This is a genomic window from Ruegeria sp. HKCCA4008, from assembly GCF_013033125.1.
Taxonomy (GTDB): Bacteria; Pseudomonadota; Alphaproteobacteria; order Rhodobacterales; family Rhodobacteraceae; genus Ruegeria.
The window spans coordinates 591,395-609,202 of the sequence record NZ_WQDM01000002.1; the positions used below are offsets into that span (position 1 = coordinate 591,395).

Sequence of the window (17,808 nt, forward strand, 5' to 3'; positions counted from 1 at the left end):
ACCGGTTTGCCGGTGTCGCGTTCCGCCCGCGCGCATCCTCCGGTGACGCGGGTTTGTTCTACTATGGCGTTATTATCACCTTGCCGTCACTCTTTTTCAGCGCATCAGCCAGGTTTGGTACAAGATTTCTGAGTGTAAGGTGTTCAGAAACATCCGTTTTCCAGCGCCCGTCTGCAAACCGGGCCTGAACCTCGGCCACAACTCGCATCTGATCGGCGGGCGGGGTCGACATCATCCAGCTTGTCAGCCAGAACCCTTCGATCCGCTTTCCCATGAAAATCAACTGCCCTGTCTGAGTCAGCGTCGGTGCCTCGGTAGACAGCTTGCCATAACTGATCCAGCGCGCCCGGTTGGGCATGGCGCAGAACAATTGTTCGGACAATTGGTCCGTCACGGCATCCAGAAACACGCGCGGTTTCAGCTGCGCGCTCATGTCCGCAAACTTTGCGACAATGTCTTCGTCGGTTGTCACAAGCACTTCGGCCGCGCCAAGGTCTTTCAACATCTCTGCCGTCTCGGCCCGACGCACCAAAGCGATCGGCTTCAAACCCAGGTCCCGACCAAGGCTGCACATCAGCTTGCCCAACTGGCTGGTCGCGGCTGATACGACAAAGGCATCGCCGTCGGCCTTGGCCATATCCACCATGGCCATCGCCGTCATTGGATTGACGATCTGGGCGGCCCCGTCATCGTCCGAGATATCAGGGCGCAGAGGGATGCACATCTGCATCTGCGTGACGACATACTCCGCCCAGGCCCCCGATCCGGCGGCGACGAACGCGACGCGTTGCCCTTGCAGGGCCTCGGCGCCCTTTCCTGCGACCACGACGTCTCCGCATCCTTCAAATCCGGCGGGGGATCCCTTGACCCTTGGCTGCCCGTATTCACCTTTGATGAAATGCAGATCGGACGGATTGACCGAAGCCGCGCGCAAACGGATCAGCACCTGGCCCGGGCCGGGTTCCGGCGTGGGAACTTCGGCTCCTTCCAACCAGTCGGCGGCGTTTTCAATGGCCGGTCCGGTGGCCGTACCGGAATACCCGTCATGCTTAAGGATTGCGGCGAACATAGTCTGTGGCAGGTCGGTCATCGGTTGATCCTCGAATTTGGCTGAATCAAAGCGCGCCCCTTGTCTGAAAAGCGTCAGACCAGTCGGGCAGGGCGCGGGTTTTTTGTCAGGCACAGCCAATCAAAAGCCGCGCAGGAGGTCAATTCAACGACACCGTAACGTAGGGGCAGCGCAGATGCGCCCCGGGGCAAAGGCCGACCCGTGGACCGGCCTTCAACACTTTACTGTTGGGTCAGCAGGTTGGTCAGTTCCTGAATTTTCTGAACGATCATTTCAGGCGAATCCTTGATATCATTCACAATCTTGATCGCCTGATCCTTCAGGTCGGTGGCCAGATTGCTGTCCTGAAGAGATGTCATAATGCCATCATAGTCGAAGTTGGTCGGGTCCAGCTTGCCTTCCTGAATCCATGAGTTCAGCAACTCCTGCCCCTGACCGGCCAGCGCGGCCACCTGATCGCTGGCCTCCTGAGCAGCGTCAGAGGCCTGATCTGCAACCGATGACGCCGCTTCGCTTGCCTGATCTGCAACCGATGACGCCGCTTCTGTCGCTTGGTCCGTCAGCGACGAAGCTGCTTCGGCGGCTTGTTCGGTCGCTGCATCGACAGCGTCAGAGGCCGCGTCCTGTACAGATGAAGCTGCGTCTGTCACCGCTTCGGCGGCTTCTTCTGCCGCGGTTTCCAAACGCTCGGCGGGTGTGGGTTCGGGTTGAGTCAGGTAATAGTATCCGCCGGCGCCAATTGCGGCGATGACGATGGCAAGAATTAGAGTACGCGACATGTGTGTCTCCTTTGGAAATTGTGTCGCCGGGATGCGCTAAAAATAACTCAGGTACAAAGGGGAATTCCCGATAATTCTCAGCAGAATAGAGTATAAGCCGGGCTATGCTCATTGTCCTTTGAAACGCGGCAAGAACACGCCGGCACAAAGATGTCGCGCCCTGTTTTGGCGGCGATCCGCCGGGAATGACCCGCAGACGCAACCAATTTTCGGGCGCTTCTTGTGGGCCAAAAGACAGCATTGAGCCTGCATTGGGATAGTGGCGGAGAGACAGGGATTCGAACCCTGGGTGGGCTTGCACCCACAACGGTTTTCGAGACCGCCCCGTTCGACCACTCCGGCACCTCTCCGCGGGGGTCTGTGAGGGGGGGATTTAGTGAGGAACGGGCAGGGGTGCAAGCAGAAAATTCGGGAATTGAAGAAACCCGGGATTTTCCGTTGCCTGCCAGCGCAAAACTCCTAGTCTGATATCCATGATACAGTTTGTACGCCGCTCCGCCTTTTGGTTTCTGGCCCCGCTCTTTGCGCTTGTTCTGATCCCTTTGGAACTTTCCGCCGCCAGCCGTGATCGGATAGAGGCCTTTCTTACCACAACCGGGTTTGATGTTGCCCTGGAAAGCATCGCGCTGAGCTCGAGGTCTGCCCCTCAGATGCTGGGGATTGATCCCGATGGATTCGGATCGGACTGGACGCGTCTGGCAGACGAAGTCTTTGACGTCGGCGCCATGCACGAGACCGCGGTTTCCATCCTCGAACAAACCCTGAGTGATGAGGCTCTGACACACGCGGTTGACTTTTATGCATCGGATCTGGGTCAGCGCCTGGTTGAGGCCGAAAACGCCTCGCATATGCTCGAGGACGATGAGGCCAAGCAGCTGGAAGGCCAAAAAATCATCGCAGACCTGATCAAGGACGGATCGCAACGGGTCGAAAGTTTCAAGCGTATGAACAAGGCGATCGATTCGACCGGTACCGCAGTACGGGCCCTGCAAGAAATTCAGGTGCGTTTTCTTCTGGCAGCCAGCGCATCAGGTGTCATTGACCTGCAACTTGATGCGGATGAATTGCGTGCGCTGATGAAGCGGAACGAAGCCGGTATGCGCCAGTCGCTGCAACTGTCCAGCCTTGCGGGGGCAGCCTATACCTATCAGGACTTTTCCGATGCGGATGTCGACTCGTATGTCGAGGCGCTGGAACAACCCCTGATGCAGGAAGTGTATGAACTGCTGAACGCGATTCAATACGAAATCATGGCCATGCGGTTCGAAGTACTTGCGGCCCGAATGGCCGAATTGCACCCCGCGCAGGATATTTGATGCACCGCATTTTTCTGGCGATTGCGTTTGTTCTGTGGGGCGCACAATTGCTGGCCGATCAAAGGGTCGACCGGCTGGCGCAGGCCATGCATCTTTCGCATGTGATGGAAATTCTCGTACAGGAAGGTCAAGGGCACCGCGAGGAACTTGACGAAACGCTGTTGGACAATACCGGCGGCGCGTATTTTGAAGCACAGGTTAAAGACATTTACGACCCGGTCTTGATGCAGAGATTTCTGACGGATGCCTTTGGGGCGGGTCTGTCCGTTGCGCAGCTTGATCAAGCGATCCTGTTTTTTGAAAGCGATCTTGGTCAGACGATCGTGTCGCTGGAAAACTCGGCCCGGCAGGCGATGTCGGACCCGGCCATCGAGGACATGGCCCGCGAAGCTTACGAGTCCGTTGAGCGCGATTCGACTCGTTTCGAGTTGGTCGATGAGTACATCCAGGCAAATGACCTTGTCGAAAAGAACGTTCATGGGGCGCTGAGTTCCGACTACAGCTTCTTTCAGGGGCTTGATGTCGACGCGCAAGGCGACGATCAGGAATTGCTGGCCGAACTTCTGTCACAGAAAGAAAGCCGCGCAGCGGAAACCGAGGCGTGGCTTTATTCCTTTCTTCTGATGGCCTATCGGCCGTTGGACGAGACCCAGATGCGTGAGAATATTGCGTTCTCCAGAACCGAAACCGGGCGCGCCCTGAATGAGGCGCTGTTCGACGGCTTTGACCGCATGTTCAACGATATCTCTTTCCGGTTGGGGCGGGCGGTCGCACAGACACTCAGGGCGTCTGATCTCTGACGACGCTTTGGTGTTGACTTTTCTCGCCGATCTATGGATAAGCGCGCATCCCGGCCGGTTTTCCGTGCCGGGTATCGTTATTATTTGACCCTTGGGTTGTCCTGATGGTCATTCACACAGCCCGAAAAGGGCGCGCTGTTCGAGGTGGCTTTCAAGTGTCTTGGAGCCGGAAACTCCCGAAAGGGGACCACAGAACGCGGTTAGACAAAGGAAAGACGCATGTTTGCGGTCCTCAAGACTGGCGGCAAGCAGTACAAGGTTCAGGCGGGTGATATCCTCCGCGTTGAAAAGCTGGCTGCCGACGCAGGTGAAAAAGTTCAATTCAACGATGTTCTGATGCTGGGTGGCGACGCTCCGGTGGTTGGCGCACCGTTCATCGAAGGCGCAGGCGTTCAGGCCGAAGTTATCGAACAGATCAAAGGTGACAAGGTCATCAAGTTCGTCAAGCGTCGTCGTAAGCACAGCTCGAAGCGTACCGTTGGCCACCGTCAGAAGCTGACTCTGGTCAAGATCACCGACATCCTGTCGTCGGGCGCTGACAAGTCGGGCATCAAGGCCGCAACCGGTTCGGCTCCGGCTGGCGAAGCGGCACCTGCTGCAAAGCCTGCCAAGAAAGCCGAAGCCAAGGCAGAGGCACCTGCCGCTGCTGCTGCGGACGATCTGACCAAGCTGAACGGCGTCGGCCCTGCCGCTGCCAAGAAGCTTGCCGAAGCCGGTATCGAGAGCTTTGCCGCTCTGGCCGCCTTGTCGGACGAGCAGATTGCTGCTATCGAAACGGTCAAAGTGAAACCCGAATGGGTTGAGCAGGCCAAAGAGCTGGCCAAAGGCTAAGGAGAGAGAGAATGGCACATAAAAAAGCTGGCGGTTCCTCCCGTAACGGCCGCGACTCAGCGGGTCGTCGCCTTGGCGTCAAACTGTATGGTGGCCAGGCTGCCATCGCAGGCAACATCATCGTGCGTCAGCGCGGCACCAAGTTCTGGCCGGGCGAAGGCGTCGGTATGGGCAAAGATCACACCATCTTTGCAACCACTGATGGCGCCGTGAAGTTCCACAAGGGAATCAAAAACCGCACCTTCATTTCGGTCCTGCCAGTGGCGGAGGCCGCAGAGTAAGCCGAAACCCAGAAGGTTTAAGAAAAATTCATGGGGGACCGGCACAAAGTGCCGGTCCCTTTTTCGTTTTAATGCAGTCGTGATCAAACAAACCGATGACAGTCGCAACCACCAGTTTCCTGATCTTTGCCGCCAGCCAGGTCGGCACGCCGGGACCGGCCAACATGGTCCTGCTGGGTACTGGTGCGCGTTTTGGATTTCGCGCCGCGTTGCCTTTTGTCGGGGGTGTTATCCTTGGAAAGCAGCTGATCATTTGGCCGGTCGGCTTTGGATTGCTGCATCTCGCGGATCAGGCACCGGCGGTGTTTACGGCGCTTAAATACGCGTCAGCGGCCTATATTTTTTGGCTGGCGTGGAAGATCGCCAACACGCGTTTGTCGCGACAACAGGCGGAAGGGAACGCCCCCGGCTTTCTGGCCGGGCTGATTGTTCATCCGCTCAACCCCAAGGCCTGGGCCATGATCATTGCCGGGTTCACCGGGTTCGTGGCTGCGGGTACCCCCAGTTTCGAAGCGACGGTTACGATTGCTCTGTGTTTGTTGTTTTGCCAGGTGGTTCTTCATCCGATCTGGACTTTTGCGGGCGATAGAATTGCCCATGCGGTTGAAGGACGACCCGTTGAAAAATATCTGATGTGGACGTTGGCAGGCCTTACGGTTGCGTCCGTACTTTTCGTGTTGTTCGGAGGAGGAACACACCCATGAAACTTGAAACAATAATAAATCAGCCGGTCATAGAAACCGAGCGGTTCGATCTGCGCCCTCTGCGTCGGTCGGATATGGGGCTGATCGAGCACTATGCCGGTGATGAGCGTGTGGCGCGCATGACGACGAGTATCGCGCATCCTTTGGCCCCCGGCTCGACCGAGGCCTTTGTCACGCGCTCGATGGCCGAGGACCGGGACGAGGACGTCTGGGTCATGGATGCCACCAAGGACGGCGGTCCGGAACTGATTGGTCTGATCACGCTGAAGCGGCTGGATCGGAACCAGTCCGAAGTCGGCTATTGGGTGGCGCCGATCTACTGGAACACCGGCATTGCGTCGATGGCTGTCGAAGCACTGGTAAATGCCAACCCGCTGGAAAACGCGACGATGTTTGCCAGCGTGTTTCAGGACAATCCGGCCTCGGCCCGGGTCCTGACCCATTGCGGGTTCCAGTATCTTGGTGATGCAGAAAGCTATTCGGTGGCGCGTGATGCGAATGTGCCCACCTGGACATACAGCAAAAAACTCTGACTTGTGGCCGATGGGGCCTTTGCAGTAGGGGACAGACCATGAAATTTCTCGATCTTGCAAAGGTCTACATCCGGTCCGGGGCCGGCGGTAGCGGCTGCGTCAGCTTCCGACGCGAAAAATACATCGAATACGGCGGCCCTGATGGCGGGGACGGCGGTAAGGGCGGGTCTGTCTGGGCCGAGGTCGTGGACGGGCTGAACACCCTGATCGACTTCCGGTATCAGCAGCATTTCTTTGCCAAGAACGGCCAGCCGGGCAGGGGCCAGCAACGTACCGGCAAGGATGGCGATGACATTGTCCTGCGTGTGCCTGTCGGTACCGAGATCCTGGATGAGGATGAAGAAACCGTTATCTGCGATCTGACCGAGGTGGGTCAGCGCGTTCTGCTGGCCAAAGGGGGCAATGGCGGTTTCGGCAATCTGCACTTCAAATCGGCCACCAACCAGGCCCCCCGGCGTGCAAATCCGGGGCAGGCGGGCATTGACCGCACGATCTGGCTGCGTCTGAAGCTGATCGCCGATGTGGGTCTGCTGGGCATGCCAAATGCAGGCAAATCGACCTTTCTTGCAGCCACGTCAAACGCGCGACCCAAGATCGCGGATTATCCGTTTACCACGCTGCACCCAAATCTGGGTGTCGTGGGGGTCGACAACGTGGAATTCGTCGTGGCCGACATCCCCGGCCTGATCGAAGGCGCGCATGAAGGACGCGGGATCGGAGACCGCTTTCTTGGTCATGTTGAACGCTGCGCCGTGCTGCTGCATCTTGTCGATGGTACCTCGGAAACGGTTGCCGATGACTACCGCACGATTATCCACGAGCTTGAGGCCTATGGCGGCGAGCTGGCCCAGAAACCCCGGATCACCGTCCTGAACAAGGTCGATGCTCTGGATGACGAAGAACGTGATTTGGCCAAAGCCGAGCTTGAAGAGGCCGTTGGCGGCCCGGTGATGATGATGTCCGGTGTTGCTCATCAAGGTGTAACCGAGGTTTTGCGCGCGTTGCGCGGCCAGATCGATGACAATCGTGTGCGTCAGAAACCCGCTGAGGAGGCGCAGCCTTGGCAACCCTGACTTCAGCGCGCCGATTGGTTGTCAAAATCGGGTCAGCTTTGCTGGTTGATCGCGAAACCGGCCTGTTGCGCAAGGAATGGTTGTTTTCGTTGGCGCAGGATGTCGCATGGCTCAAGGGGCAGGGGACAGATGTAATCCTCGTCTCGTCCGGGTCGATTGCACTGGGCCGCGGCGTTTTGGGTCTGCCCATGGCGACATTGCCGTTGGAAAAGTCGCAAGCTGCCGCTGCCGTCGGGCAAATTCGTCTGGCGCGCGCATATGAAGAGGCGTTGACCCCTCATGGGATCACCACGGCGCAGGTTTTGGTGACATTGGAAGACAGCGAGGATCGCCGCCGCTATCTGAATTCACGCGCGACCCTGGAAACGCTGCTGGGTTTGGGTGTCGTGCCGATCGTCAACGAAAACGATACCGTGGCAACGGATGAGATCCGGTATGGCGACAATGATCGTCTGGCCGCGCAAATTGCCGTGACCGTGGGGGCGGATCAGTTGATCCTGCTGTCGGATGTCGATGGCTTCTATTCGGGCAACCCCAACGAGGACGCCTCGGCCACGCGTTTCGAAACGATCGACAAGATCACGCCCGAGATCGAAGCCATGGCGGGCGATGCGGGCTCTGGCCTGTCAAAGGGCGGAATGAAGACAAAGCTGCTGGCCGCCAAGATGGCCACCGCGGGCGGATGCGCGATGGCGATCACGGAAGGATCGGTTCTGAACCCTCTGAAAACGCTGGAAAATGGCGCGAACTCGACATGGTTTATCGCAACGCTGGACCCGCATGCTGCGCGCAAACGTTGGATTTCAGCCATGAAACCGCGTGGCGAAATCACCATCGATGAAGGGGCTGCCAACGCGCTGGCAAATGGCAAAAGCCTGTTGCCAGCGGGTATTGTCGAAGTGACCGGCGATTTCGGGCGCGGCGACCCCGTCGCGATCCTTGACCCCAAAGCCCGCCGGCTGGCGCAGGGGATCAGCCGTTACACCGCGCAGGAGGCTGACGCGATCAAGGGGCGCAAGTCGTCCGAGATCGAGGCGACACTTGGATATCCCGGCCGTGCGGCCTTGATTCACCGGGATGACCTGGCCCTGTAAATACTGAAAAAGATGACCTGAAAGGCACGCGACATGAAAGGTTTCGACAGCATTCCCGCTCTGATGGCTGATCTTGGGAAACGTGCCAAAGCGGCATCGCGCGATCTGGCTTTTGCAAGCCCAGAACGCAAACATGCCGCCCTGATTTCAGCGGCCGACGCGGTTTGGGCCAATCGGGCGCAGATCATCGAAGCCAACCGGAAGGATCTGGAGTTCGGCCGCGAGAAAGGTCTGAGCCCGGCGATGATGGATCGGCTGATGCTGGATGAGGCGCGTGTTCAGGGCATGGTCGATGGTCTGCGCGCGGTGGCTGAACAGACCGATCCGGTGGGCGAAGTGCTGGCCGAATGGGACCGCCCGACCGGATTGAAGATCCAACGCGTACGCACCCCGCTGGGTGTGATCGGCGTGATCTATGAAAGCCGCCCCAATGTCACGGCCGACGCAGGTGCGCTGTGTCTGAAATCCGGAAATGCCGTCATTCTGCGTGGCGGCTCCGAGAGCTTTCATTCTTCGACCGCGATTCATGCCTGCCTGGTCGAGGGGCTGAAGGCCGCCGATCTGCCGGAAGATGCGATTCAACTGGTGCCGACACGTGACCGTGCGGCGGTTCAGGAATTGCTGACCATGACCGACTATGTCGACGTCATCGTTCCGCGCGGCGGCAAGGGGTTGGTCGGGCTGGTTCAGCGGGAGGCCCGTGTGCCTGTTTTTGCCCATCTTGAAGGCATCGTGCACATCTATGTCGACAAGGCCGCTGATCCGCAGAAAACGCTGGACGTGGTGTTGAACGCCAAGACACGCCGTACCGGGATCTGCGGCGCTGCCGAATGCTTGCTGATCCACCAGGACATCGCCGAAACGCTGGGGCGTGACGTGATCGCCGCGCTGCTGAAAGCAGGGGTCGAGGTTCACGCCGAAGGCGCACTTGCGGTCGAGGGTACAATTTCCGCGACGGAGGAGGATTGGGGAAAAGAGTTTCTGGACAGCGTGATCGCGGCCAAACCCGTCGCCGATATCGATGCAGCCATTGCGCATATCCAGCATTACGGGTCGAACCATACCGATTGCATCATGACCGAGGATGACACGGCCGTGGCCCGTTTCTTTGAGCGTTTGGATAGCGCGATCCTGATGCACAACGCTTCGACTCAGTTCGCCGATGGTGGCGAGTTCGGGATGGGCGCCGAGATCGGTATCGCCACGGGCAAAATGCATGCCCGCGGCCCGGTGGGGGCCGCACAGTTGACCAGTTTCAAATATCTGGTGCGCGGGAACGGAACGATTCGGGATTAAAAACGCAGCACAAGGCGGGTCGCGGCGGTTTCAACGGAAATGCGTCGACCCATCGCGTTTGCCGTTTCCGGCAGCAGAGCGAACTGGACCTGCGCGGGGGTAATCTTGTTGGGAAACCGGCCGGTTGCGACGTGTTTCCATAAGGTATTGTCTACGTTCAACTTGTCGGCAGTTCCGGTCACTGTCCAATTGGTGCCTTGGTTCTCGATCTCAACCTCTCCGCCCATCGGCATGGCACTTTCGCAGCACATGAGCGCAAGGAACGCCAGCTTGATTTGGTTGCGCGGCATGCGCTCGGTCATATACCAGTTTACCCGCACCCGTCCGGTGCGTTCGATGTCCTTGAGCAGTTCGGCCACTTCGGCCCGGCCCAGCGGCTGTTCTCCTGCTGATCCGAAGGCAACCCGAAAAAACCGGATACGCGCGCCCGCACTGCCGACGCTGCCCGAGATCAACTCCATCTCGGGGCCCTGGACAGCGCCAACCATGCCCAACAGTTCCAGCCCGTTGGTGATTGCCCCGATTGGGCTGATCAAATCGTGGCAGATCCGTGAGCCGATCAATTCAGCCAGGTTGACGTTCGTGTTGCCCATGCGTACCTCCTGCGGTATCTGCCGCAGGAACTGGAAGCCCCAAATGACAGACATGAATGCTATTCTTGCACCGGGCATGTTTGTTCGCCACCCGGATTTCCCCGAATGGGGTGTCGGACAGGTTCAGTCCAACATCGCAGGCAAGATCACCGTAAACTTTCGCGAGCAGGGGAAAGTGGTAATCGACGGAACACGCATCGCCCTGATGCCGGTCTTTGATCCGTGAAACTGGTTTAAGAAGAGTTAACGGAAAAGACCAGATCTCCACTTGTTGCCTTCCCCCGAAGAACTGAGGTATCAGCCCAGTTTAAAATACAGGATTGATAAGTTTGACATGCCGGACGCTGGCCCCTCGTTCACGATCAAACTGGCGGAAACCCAGGACGAACTGCGCGCAGCGCAGCGGTTGCGTTATGACGTATTTGTGCGCGAACTCGGCGGCGGAGGGGCGCTGGTCGATCATGTGGCCGGGCTGGAACGGGACCGGTTTGATCCCTATTTCGATCACATGCTGGCCATTGATGATGCGACCGGAGAAGTTGTCGGCGTTTACAGGCTGTTACCGGGTGATCGCGCTGCTGAATTGGGGCAGTTTTATTCCGAGGATGAATACGATCTGAGCGTTCTCAAGCAAAGTGGCCGCAAGTTGCTGGAACTGGGCCGGTCGTGCGTGCACAGGGACTACCGGGGCGGTACGGCCATGTTTCATCTCTGGAATGGTCTCTCTCGCTATGTGGCCGAACGCCAGATCGAAGTTCTGTTCGGCGTCGCCAGCTTTCACGGCACGGATGTTCAGGAACTGGCCCAGCCGCTGTCGATGCTGCATCACAATCATCTGGCGCCGCCAGACCTGCGGGTGCGCGCCCAGCCGAGCGTGTTTCAGACCATGGATCTTGTCGCACCGGACGCGCTGGATCGTCGCCGTGCCATGGTACAGGTTCCGGCCCTGATCAAAGCCTATCTGAGGCTTGGCGGGTTTGTGGGTGAGGGGGCGTTCATCGATCATTCCTTCAACACCACCGATGTGTGCCTGATCCTGGATACGAGCCGTATGAACGAGCGGCAGAAGCGCATCTATGGCGGAGCTTGATCCGGTGAATGACCCGCTTTGGAACAGTGAGGATGCACCGGATCCGATCGAACTGGGTTTTGTCGGCTGGCTTCTGGTGATCCTGAGGGGCTTGCCCTTGGCCATCCTTGTGTTCGGTGGACTGCTTGTTCTGTTGGCCATTCGACTGATCGAGTTGCCACTTTGTGGTGTTCGTCGCCCCGTTACACCGTTCATCAGCCAGTTCGTGTGCCGAAACGCGTTCCGAATCCTGGGAATCGGATTTCGCTGCTCGGGCGCGTTGATGAAGGAACACGGTGCCGTTGTCGCCAATCACACATCCTGGCTGGATATCTTTGCCCTGAACGCCCGCAAAAGGGTCTACTTCGTGTCCAAGGCAGAAGTTGCGAACTGGCCGGGTATCGGATGGTTGGCACGGGCCACCGGGACCGTATTCATCGAAAGGGATCGCAAAAAGGCGCGCGAGCAGACGGCGATCTTCGAAGAACGTCTGAAGGCCGGACATAAGCTGTTGTTTTTCCCCGAGGGCACCTCGACCGACGGATTGCGTGTTTTGCCATTTAAAACAACGCTCTTTGCCTCTTTCTTCGCAGACGAGCTGCGGGATTTCATGTATGTTCAACCGGTCTCGGTGGTGTTTCACGCGCCGAAAGGTCAGCCTGACCGGTTCTATGGCTGGTGGGGCGATATGGATTTCGCGCCTCATCTGCTCAAGACATTGGGCGCGCGCAGGCAGGGGGCCGTTGAACTGATCTATCACTCTCCCGCCCGGGTCAGGGATTTCGCCAACCGCAAGGAACTGGCGGCCCATTGCGAGGCGGCAGTGCGCCACGCGCATGCATTGGCGCGACTTGAAAAATAAGGCTTTGACCCTTGCACTGCCTTCAAACCTGCCGTATACGCGCGCCATTCAAACCCGCAGGCGGGGTTTGGGCCTTGTAGGGGAGACATCCCTATCTGGCCCGCCGGTTGGAGCATTTGCTTCTTTCACCCCCGCCGAGGCGTAAACCGGAAAAGGAAAACACAGCATGGCTCTTCCCGAGTTCACCATGCGTCAGCTGCTGGAAGCTGGCGTTCACTTCGGCCACCAGACACAGCGTTGGAATCCCCGCATGGGCCCGTTCATCTACGGCTCGCGCAATGGCATCCACATCATGGACCTGACCCAGACCGTTCCGATGCTGGACCAGGCTTTGCAGGCCGTTCGTGACACCGTTGCCAAAGGTGGCCGCGTTTTGTTCGTTGGTACCAAGCGTCAGGCTGCTGGCCCGATCGCAGAAGCGGCTGAAAAGTCGGCTCAGTACTACATGAACCACCGCTGGCTGGGCGGCACGCTGACCAACTGGAAAACCGTTTCCCAGTCGATCAACCGTCTGAACCAGATCGACGAAGCGATGGAATCGGGCGCCGAAGGCCTGACCAAGAAAGAGCGTCTGGGCATGGAGCGTGACCAGGCCAAGCTGCAGGCTTCGCTGGGCGGTATCCGCGAGATGGGCGGCGTACCTGATCTGCTGTTCGTCATCGACGTCAAGAAAGAAGCACTGGCCATCGCCGAAGCCAACAAGCTGGGTATCCCGGTTGTGGCTGTTGTAGACACCAACTGCTCGCCCGACGGTGTTGATTACATCATCCCTGGCAACGATGACGCAGCCCGCGCGATCTCGCTGTACTGCGATCTGGCCGCACGTGCCGCTCTGGACGGTATGACCGCTCAGCTGGGTGCCGCTGGCGTTGATTTGGGTGAATTCGAAGAAGCGCCGGTTGAAGAAGCCGTTGCGGAAGAAGCACCCGCTGAAGAAGCTGCTCCGGAAGCCAAAGCCGAAGCGTAAGCTGCCCGTCACGTAAATGACATATGGGGCAGGGTAGACCTGCCCCAATTCCATTTGAATTGAGGAGAGCCTAAAGATGGCAATCACAGCAGCAATGGTTAAAGAACTGCGCGACTCGACCGGCGCAGGCATGATGGACGCGAAAAAAGCGCTGACTGAAACCGGCGGCAACATGGATGAAGCCGTTGACTGGCTGCGCACCAAAGGTCTGGCAAAGGCGGCCAAGAAATCGGGCCGTACCGCAGCTGAAGGTCTGGTTGCAGTGCATGTCGATGGCGGCAACGGTGTTGCTGTTGAGGTGAACTCGGAAACCGACTTTGTCGCGAAAAACGCCGAGTTCCAGGAAATGGTCGGCAAGATTGCATATGCGGCTGAAGGCGTCGACAACGTAGAGCAGCTGCTGGCAGCGGATCTGGGCGGCAAGTCCGTCGCGGACACCCTGACCGACAAAATCGCCACCATCGGTGAAAACATGTCGGTGCGTCGCATGGCGAAACTGTCGGGCGACACCGTTGTGTCCTATGTCCACAATGCGGCCACCAACGGCATGGGCAAAATCGGCGTTCTGGTTGCTTTGACCGGTGGCGACGAAGCGATCGGCAAGCAGGTTGCAATGCACATCGCGGCCGTGAACCCGGCGGCCCTGTCCGAAGCAGACATGGACCCGGCAGTTGTCGAGAAGGAAAAACAGGTCCAGATGGACATCGCCCGCGAATCCGGCAAGCCGGAGCAGGTGATCGAAAAGATGATCGAAGGCCGCATGAAGAAATTCGTCGCGGAATCGACTCTGCTGAACCAGCAATTTGTCGTGAACCCTGACCTGACCGTCGAAGCAGCGGCCAAGGAAGCAGGCGCGACCATCACCGGCTTCATCCGTCTGGAAGTTGGCGAAGGTATCGTGGTTGAAAAAGAAGATTTCGCCGCCGAAGTCGCCAAAGCCGCGCAAGGCTAAAAGGGCACAGGGAAAGAACCGGCAACGGCCTTTCCCAACAAATTTAAAGGGTTACGCACTGCGTAACCCTTTTTTTCTGCCATCGGCGGATTTCAAAATTCTGAAATGTAGAGAAGAATTGGAGGGCCCCGCATGATGGGGATGGTCGAGGCCCCCCAAAATTCCGACACCGGTACGCGGACAAATAGGCGCCCCCTTGTCAGAGTGATCGGAGAGCTTTGTTATTGCAAAGATCCAATCCAATGTTCCCTGGCTAAAGCCACCACTCACGGAACACTCTCACTTTGCAACTTTTAGGATTGGTTTGAAAAGTAGTGATTTCCTTACCTAGGGTAAACTGACGCGAGATAGCGTCAAAATATTGCGGTTATGCTTCCATAATGAACATCTGGTTGTGCAGTGACGCCTTGAGAACCGCTTGCGCCGTCGTTTCGACCGAAAGCGCCTCGCGCGCGAGTCGCAGGTGCTTTTCCACCGTTGCAGATGTCAGTCCCATCAACAGCGCGATATCCTGAGTGGTTTTCCCGTCACCAACCCACTGCAAAGCTTCGCGTTGGCGTTTGGTAAGTGCCCGGTTCGGCGGATGGAACGGCAATGTCAGGATTTTCAGGTGGGCGACATTGTTCATGAGCAGAATGTCGTCACCATGCTCTTCCCAGACCGCATCCACATCTTCCTGGCTCAACCCATTATTGGCCGACAGGGAAATCGCCCCTTTTGAGCGCATGGAAACCGAGTTGAAGCTGACGGTATAACCGGAAACCACGCCCATGGATTTGTTGAACTCGAATACTTCGCGTTCCTTCGCGGTCATCGTCCCGCCCGAGTTCATGTCCTGCAACATTTTCCAGCTGGCGGCGCCTTCGTTGTCCAAGGCCCACTTCAACATCGGAGCGTGAAAATACAGACCATCCTTGATGAATCCGTCCACATAGGCCCGCTTGTGGTTCGTCAGGATTACGAAATCTTCTGGATCACCCAGAGACGTGGCCGTCCGGAATTGCGTGTACCCATAGATCAGGCGGGTAAAACCAAATTCAGCCATTTGGCGGCAATGTGCATCCCACAGGTCTTCCAGGGTTTTGGCGTAGCTGACAAACCGAAGATATTCCTTGAGCTTCATGTCGTGCTGCCTGCTTTCAGATGAGCCGCGAGCGCATCCAGCGCGAGGATATAGCTGTGGGCACCGAATCCACAGATCTGACCCAGTGCGACAGGGGCTATGTAGGACCTGTGCCGAAAGGCTTCCCGGGCATGAATGTTGGAAAGGTGCACTTCGACAACCGGCAGTTCCACCGATGCAATCGCATCCATAAGGGCAATCGACGTATGCGTGAACGCGCCCGCGTTCAGTATCAGCCCGCTTTGAACACCGCGGGCCGCGTGAATGGCGTCAAGCAACACACCTTCGTGATTGGATTGCAGGTGGGTGACGTCCAGCCCGATGGAGGCGCCATGCTGAACGCAACGATCCTCGATCATATGTAGTGTCGTGCTGCCGTAAACCTCGGGCTGCCGTGTTCCAAGCAGGTTGAGGTTTGGGCCATTCAATACCAAAACGTTATGCATGTTTTCACGATCCCCATACTTGGTTCATAGACGCGAAAAGGCCGGGTTGTCTACCTGACTTTGGTGGATTGAATACAGACAGTTGCCCTGAAAACAGTCCTTGAGATGGAAGAGGAAACCAAGTTCAGTCATTCGACATGACGACACAGCGCGTCCGTTTGGACTTGGGCCGTACATTTACGTCCGTTTTTCGATTGCGGGAAAACAGGTTTTCGGGCGCATTGTCGTCGGTTTCAGTATCGGAACATTGAAACTATCCGGGCTTATCGGCTGGCCCTTTGCGACGCTGAGTAATCCTTGCAAACCGTTTCTGATGCGATTGAAGATTGTCATGTGGAATTTTGGTGCAACCCGGTTTCGTGCCAACGCGGCGGGCGGTTGATTGCCTTAAAGACAACGAGGCTTTGAACCGGTTCGGAATGCAACCGAAATCAGATTTAGCAGAGGAACACGACAATGACCCCCGATACCCTTTTCTCGCTGCCCGGCAAAACCGCATTGGTCACCGGAGGCGCCACGGGTATCGGTCGGATGGCCGCAGAGGCGTTGGTCAGGGCCGGCGCGCGCGTGTTGATTGCTTCTCGAAACGGGGACGCCTGTGTCGCGGCCGCCGCTGAGCTGAATGCACTGGAGGCACCGGGAAGTGCCGAAGGGTTTGCCGGAGACATCAGCAGCGAGGCAAGTATCGCTAAACTGGTTTCGGACATTCAGGAACGGACGGAAGGGATTGATATTCTTATGAATAACTCTGGCGTGACCTGGGGGGCACCCTTGGGCCAGTTTCCGTATGACGCGTGGGACAAGGTGATGTCGGTCAACGTGGCCGGGGTATTCGAGCTTACTCAGAGGCTGCTGCCGATGTTGATGCAATCCGGAACCGCAGACGATCCGGCCAGGGTCGTGAATGTTGGATCCGTGATGGGAGAGGTTCCCATGGGGGATGGCGCCTATAGCTATTCAGCCTCGAAAGCTGCGGTTCTGCATTTGACAAAAATCATGGCCAAGGAACTGTCGCCTTACCACGTGACGGTCAACGCGCTGGCTCCGGGGCCGTTCGTATCGCGGATGACAGCCTTTGCTACGGCGGATGAGGACAAGCGTGAAAAGGTCGGCAAGTCAGTGCCTCTTGGGCGCGTCGGCTGTGATGAAGACATAGCGGGGTGCGTGCTGTTTCTGTGTGGACGCGGCGGCAGTTATGTAACCGGTTCGATCATCCCGGTTTCTGGTGGGATCAACGTTGTAACGTCGGGCAATATCTTTGCCGAAGCGTTCTGAGACGCGCTGCGATCAAAACCGATCCTGTTCACAACGTGTTGGATTTGTGTCGTTTCTTGTTTTTCGACAGTTCAATTTCCAGGTTCGGCAAGCTGTTCTTGCCAAAGAACATTTCAGATCCGTAAAACAGGCTGGGAACGCCAAAAACGCCGCGGCGCACGAACGATTTGGTCTGATCCTTCAGGTCCTGTTTGATTTCAGGGCTTGTCATGGCCTCGCGCAGCTTGCGAACGGGCAGTTCATTTTCCTGTAGAATGTCAATCAGAACGGCCAGTTCATCCGCCTTTTGCCCATGCACCCATATGGCATCAAAGATGGCGTTTATGTATTTGATTTCCCATGATTTACCACTGGCGAACCGAGCGCCGCGCATCGCGAATTTCGTATTGATCGGAAAATGCGGACTCATGTGAAAGCTCAGCCCGCGACGCCGCGCGAACCGATGCAAGTCATGAGTAAGATAGGCGGTTTTCTGGCGGTTTTCGGAAAACGCCTGAAACGGGCTCTGGTTGTGCGTTGCCTTGAAAACAACAGGCAGTAGGACAGGGGAATACGTGATCTTGGCATTATGCCGCGCGGCCAGCTCTGGCAGCATCTTGTGGGCCAGAAAGGCATTTGGGCTGCAAAAATCGTAAACGAAATCTATGCTTTGCGTCATGCTATTCCTCCAGGCCAATTCGGCACGTCGCCGTCCAGCAATTTACAAGCGAATCTGTGACGGTTTCACTGTATCACTTGGGTTTAA

At 57.3% G+C, this 17,808-nt stretch carries 21 protein-coding genes and 1 tRNA gene; 15 read left to right on the top strand and 7 right to left on the bottom strand.

The window, feature by feature from the left end; all coding sequences use genetic code 11:
* Positions 1–61: 61 nt before the first annotated feature.
* The 3 genes from GOW60_RS07190 to GOW60_RS07200 form a co-directional block, all read right to left on the bottom strand.
* Positions 62–1,090 carry an alcohol dehydrogenase catalytic domain-containing protein gene (locus tag GOW60_RS07190; protein WP_171228746.1) on the bottom strand — a complete coding sequence of 343 codons (1,029 nt, stop codon included), beginning with the start codon at positions 1,088–1,090 and terminating at the stop codon, positions 62–64.
* A gap of 200 nt (positions 1,091–1,290) precedes the next feature.
* Positions 1,291–1,848 (bottom strand): hypothetical protein, encoded by a 558-nt coding sequence (locus GOW60_RS07195; RefSeq protein ID WP_171228747.1) that lies wholly within the window; start codon positions 1,846–1,848, stop codon positions 1,291–1,293.
* Between the two features lie 260 nt (positions 1,849–2,108).
* Positions 2,109–2,198, bottom strand: a tRNA-Ser gene (locus GOW60_RS07200).
* A 123-nt stretch (positions 2,199–2,321) separates the two neighbouring features.
* On the opposite strand from GOW60_RS07200, the gene GOW60_RS07205 reads away from it, so the two are divergent.
* From GOW60_RS07205 to GOW60_RS07245, 9 genes are all read left to right on the top strand, one after another.
* Positions 2,322–3,164, top strand: coding sequence for a DUF2059 domain-containing protein (locus GOW60_RS07205; protein ID WP_171168195.1), 843 nt, complete (start codon positions 2,322–2,324; stop codon positions 3,162–3,164).
* Positions 3,164–3,964 (top strand): DUF2059 domain-containing protein, encoded by an 801-nt coding sequence (locus GOW60_RS07210; RefSeq protein ID WP_171228748.1) that lies wholly within the window; start codon positions 3,164–3,166, stop codon positions 3,962–3,964. The genes GOW60_RS07205 and GOW60_RS07210 overlap by 1 nt, the downstream gene beginning before the upstream one ends.
* A 219-nt stretch (positions 3,965–4,183) precedes the next feature.
* Positions 4,184–4,795, top strand: coding sequence for a 50S ribosomal protein L21 (locus GOW60_RS07215; RefSeq protein ID WP_152457962.1), 612 nt, complete (start codon positions 4,184–4,186; stop codon positions 4,793–4,795).
* An 11-nt stretch (positions 4,796–4,806) separates the two neighbouring features.
* Positions 4,807–5,076 carry a 50S ribosomal protein L27 gene (gene rpmA, locus GOW60_RS07220; RefSeq protein WP_171228749.1) on the top strand — a complete coding sequence of 90 codons (270 nt, stop codon included), beginning with the start codon at positions 4,807–4,809 and terminating at the stop codon, positions 5,074–5,076.
* A 95-nt stretch (positions 5,077–5,171) separates the two neighbouring features.
* A complete protein-coding gene (locus GOW60_RS07225) occupies positions 5,172–5,780 on the top strand; it encodes a LysE family translocator (protein ID WP_171228750.1) in 609 nt (202 codons plus the stop codon).
* Positions 5,777–6,313, top strand: coding sequence for a GNAT family N-acetyltransferase (locus GOW60_RS07230; protein WP_171228751.1), 537 nt, complete (start codon positions 5,777–5,779; stop codon positions 6,311–6,313). Before GOW60_RS07225 ends, GOW60_RS07230 begins: the two co-directional genes overlap by 4 nt.
* A 38-nt stretch (positions 6,314–6,351) precedes the next feature.
* Positions 6,352–7,386: a GTPase ObgE gene (gene obgE, locus GOW60_RS07235; RefSeq protein WP_171228752.1), complete on the top strand. Its 1,035-nt coding sequence runs from the start codon at positions 6,352–6,354 to the stop codon at positions 7,384–7,386.
* A complete protein-coding gene (gene proB / locus GOW60_RS07240) occupies positions 7,374–8,480 on the top strand; it encodes a glutamate 5-kinase (RefSeq protein ID WP_171228753.1) in 1,107 nt (368 codons plus the stop codon). Before obgE ends, proB begins: the two co-directional genes overlap by 13 nt.
* Before the next feature lie 33 nt (positions 8,481–8,513).
* Positions 8,514–9,776 (top strand): glutamate-5-semialdehyde dehydrogenase, encoded by a 1,263-nt coding sequence (locus GOW60_RS07245; RefSeq protein ID WP_171228754.1) that lies wholly within the window; start codon positions 8,514–8,516, stop codon positions 9,774–9,776.
* Here the strand turns inward: GOW60_RS07245 and GOW60_RS07250 are convergent.
* The gene (locus GOW60_RS07250) at positions 9,773–10,369 is read right to left on the bottom strand and encodes a histidine phosphotransferase family protein (RefSeq protein WP_171228755.1); all 597 of its coding nucleotides are present in this window, start codon (positions 10,367–10,369) and stop codon (positions 9,773–9,775) included. The genes GOW60_RS07245 and GOW60_RS07250 overlap by 4 nt on opposite strands.
* A 43-nt stretch (positions 10,370–10,412) precedes the next feature.
* Between GOW60_RS07250 and GOW60_RS07255 the strand changes: the two genes are divergently transcribed.
* From GOW60_RS07255 to tsf, 5 genes are all read left to right on the top strand, one after another.
* Positions 10,413–10,595, top strand: a complete 183-nt coding sequence (locus GOW60_RS07255; RefSeq protein ID WP_050602459.1) for a DUF3553 domain-containing protein — start codon at positions 10,413–10,415, stop codon at positions 10,593–10,595.
* Between the two features lie 108 nt (positions 10,596–10,703).
* Positions 10,704–11,459, top strand: a complete 756-nt coding sequence (locus GOW60_RS07260) for a GNAT family N-acetyltransferase (protein WP_171228756.1) — start codon at positions 10,704–10,706, stop codon at positions 11,457–11,459.
* Positions 11,446–12,300, top strand: a complete 855-nt coding sequence (locus GOW60_RS07265; protein WP_171228757.1) for a 1-acyl-sn-glycerol-3-phosphate acyltransferase — start codon at positions 11,446–11,448, stop codon at positions 12,298–12,300. The genes GOW60_RS07260 and GOW60_RS07265 overlap by 14 nt, the downstream gene beginning before the upstream one ends.
* A 166-nt stretch (positions 12,301–12,466) precedes the next feature.
* Positions 12,467–13,267, top strand: a complete 801-nt coding sequence (gene rpsB, locus GOW60_RS07270; protein ID WP_152457971.1) for a 30S ribosomal protein S2 — start codon at positions 12,467–12,469, stop codon at positions 13,265–13,267.
* A 76-nt stretch (positions 13,268–13,343) separates the two neighbouring features.
* Positions 13,344–14,219 carry a translation elongation factor Ts gene (tsf, locus tag GOW60_RS07275; RefSeq protein ID WP_171228758.1) on the top strand — a complete coding sequence of 292 codons (876 nt, stop codon included), beginning with the start codon at positions 13,344–13,346 and terminating at the stop codon, positions 14,217–14,219.
* A 367-nt stretch (positions 14,220–14,586) separates the two neighbouring features.
* On the opposite strand, the gene GOW60_RS07280 is transcribed toward tsf, so the two are convergent.
* Both GOW60_RS07280 and aroQ read right to left on the bottom strand, forming a co-directional pair.
* Entirely contained in the window at positions 14,587–15,342 is a 756-nt protein-coding gene (locus GOW60_RS07280) for an autoinducer binding domain-containing protein (RefSeq protein WP_152457973.1), read from the bottom strand.
* Positions 15,339–15,788: a type II 3-dehydroquinate dehydratase gene (gene aroQ / locus GOW60_RS07285; protein WP_171228759.1), complete on the bottom strand. Its 450-nt coding sequence runs from the start codon at positions 15,786–15,788 to the stop codon at positions 15,339–15,341. The genes GOW60_RS07280 and aroQ overlap by 4 nt, the downstream gene beginning before the upstream one ends.
* A gap of 456 nt (positions 15,789–16,244) precedes the next feature.
* On the opposite strand from aroQ, the gene GOW60_RS07290 reads away from it, so the two are divergent.
* Positions 16,245–17,063: an SDR family oxidoreductase gene (locus GOW60_RS07290; protein WP_171228760.1), complete on the top strand. Its 819-nt coding sequence runs from the start codon at positions 16,245–16,247 to the stop codon at positions 17,061–17,063.
* Between the two features lie 28 nt (positions 17,064–17,091).
* Here GOW60_RS07290 and GOW60_RS07295 read toward each other — a convergent pair whose 3' ends face one another.
* On the bottom strand, positions 17,092–17,721 hold the full coding sequence (locus GOW60_RS07295) for a 2-hydroxychromene-2-carboxylate isomerase (RefSeq protein WP_171228761.1): 630 nt from the start codon (positions 17,719–17,721) through the stop codon (positions 17,092–17,094).
* Between the last annotated feature and the right edge of the window lie 87 nt (positions 17,722–17,808).

What these genes read in the sequence shown, in the direction of transcription:
- GOW60_RS07190 (WP_171228746.1), bottom strand. Translation starts at nt 1,090, where the DNA reads ATGACCGACCTGCCACAGACTATGTTCGCCGCAATCCTTAAGCATGAC.
- GOW60_RS07195 (WP_171228747.1), bottom strand. Translation starts at nt 1,848, where the DNA reads ATGTCGCGTACTCTAATTCTTGCCATCGTCATCGCCGCAATTGGCGCC.
- GOW60_RS07205 (WP_171168195.1), top strand. Translation starts at nt 2,322, where the DNA reads ATGATACAGTTTGTACGCCGCTCCGCCTTTTGGTTTCTGGCCCCGCTC.
- GOW60_RS07210 (WP_171228748.1), top strand. Translation starts at nt 3,164, where the DNA reads ATGCACCGCATTTTTCTGGCGATTGCGTTTGTTCTGTGGGGCGCACAA.
- GOW60_RS07215 (WP_152457962.1), top strand. Translation starts at nt 4,184, where the DNA reads ATGTTTGCGGTCCTCAAGACTGGCGGCAAGCAGTACAAGGTTCAGGCG.
- rpmA (WP_171228749.1), top strand. Translation starts at nt 4,807, where the DNA reads ATGGCACATAAAAAAGCTGGCGGTTCCTCCCGTAACGGCCGCGACTCA.
- GOW60_RS07225 (WP_171228750.1), top strand. Translation starts at nt 5,172, where the DNA reads ATGACAGTCGCAACCACCAGTTTCCTGATCTTTGCCGCCAGCCAGGTC.
- GOW60_RS07230 (WP_171228751.1), top strand. Translation starts at nt 5,777, where the DNA reads ATGAAACTTGAAACAATAATAAATCAGCCGGTCATAGAAACCGAGCGG.
- obgE (WP_171228752.1), top strand. Translation starts at nt 6,352, where the DNA reads ATGAAATTTCTCGATCTTGCAAAGGTCTACATCCGGTCCGGGGCCGGC.
- GOW60_RS07245 (WP_171228754.1), top strand. Translation starts at nt 8,514, where the DNA reads ATGAAAGGTTTCGACAGCATTCCCGCTCTGATGGCTGATCTTGGGAAA.
- GOW60_RS07250 (WP_171228755.1), bottom strand. Translation starts at nt 10,369, where the DNA reads ATGGGCAACACGAACGTCAACCTGGCTGAATTGATCGGCTCACGGATC.
- GOW60_RS07255 (WP_050602459.1), top strand. Translation starts at nt 10,413, where the DNA reads ATGACAGACATGAATGCTATTCTTGCACCGGGCATGTTTGTTCGCCAC.
- GOW60_RS07260 (WP_171228756.1), top strand. Translation starts at nt 10,704, where the DNA reads ATGCCGGACGCTGGCCCCTCGTTCACGATCAAACTGGCGGAAACCCAG.
- GOW60_RS07265 (WP_171228757.1), top strand. Translation starts at nt 11,446, where the DNA reads ATGGCGGAGCTTGATCCGGTGAATGACCCGCTTTGGAACAGTGAGGAT.
- rpsB (WP_152457971.1), top strand. Translation starts at nt 12,467, where the DNA reads ATGGCTCTTCCCGAGTTCACCATGCGTCAGCTGCTGGAAGCTGGCGTT.
- tsf (WP_171228758.1), top strand. Translation starts at nt 13,344, where the DNA reads ATGGCAATCACAGCAGCAATGGTTAAAGAACTGCGCGACTCGACCGGC.
- GOW60_RS07280 (WP_152457973.1), bottom strand. Translation starts at nt 15,342, where the DNA reads ATGAAGCTCAAGGAATATCTTCGGTTTGTCAGCTACGCCAAAACCCTG.
- aroQ (WP_171228759.1), bottom strand. Translation starts at nt 15,788, where the DNA reads ATGCATAACGTTTTGGTATTGAATGGCCCAAACCTCAACCTGCTTGGA.
- GOW60_RS07290 (WP_171228760.1), top strand. Translation starts at nt 16,245, where the DNA reads ATGACCCCCGATACCCTTTTCTCGCTGCCCGGCAAAACCGCATTGGTC.
- GOW60_RS07295 (WP_171228761.1), bottom strand. Translation starts at nt 17,721, where the DNA reads ATGACGCAAAGCATAGATTTCGTTTACGATTTTTGCAGCCCAAATGCC.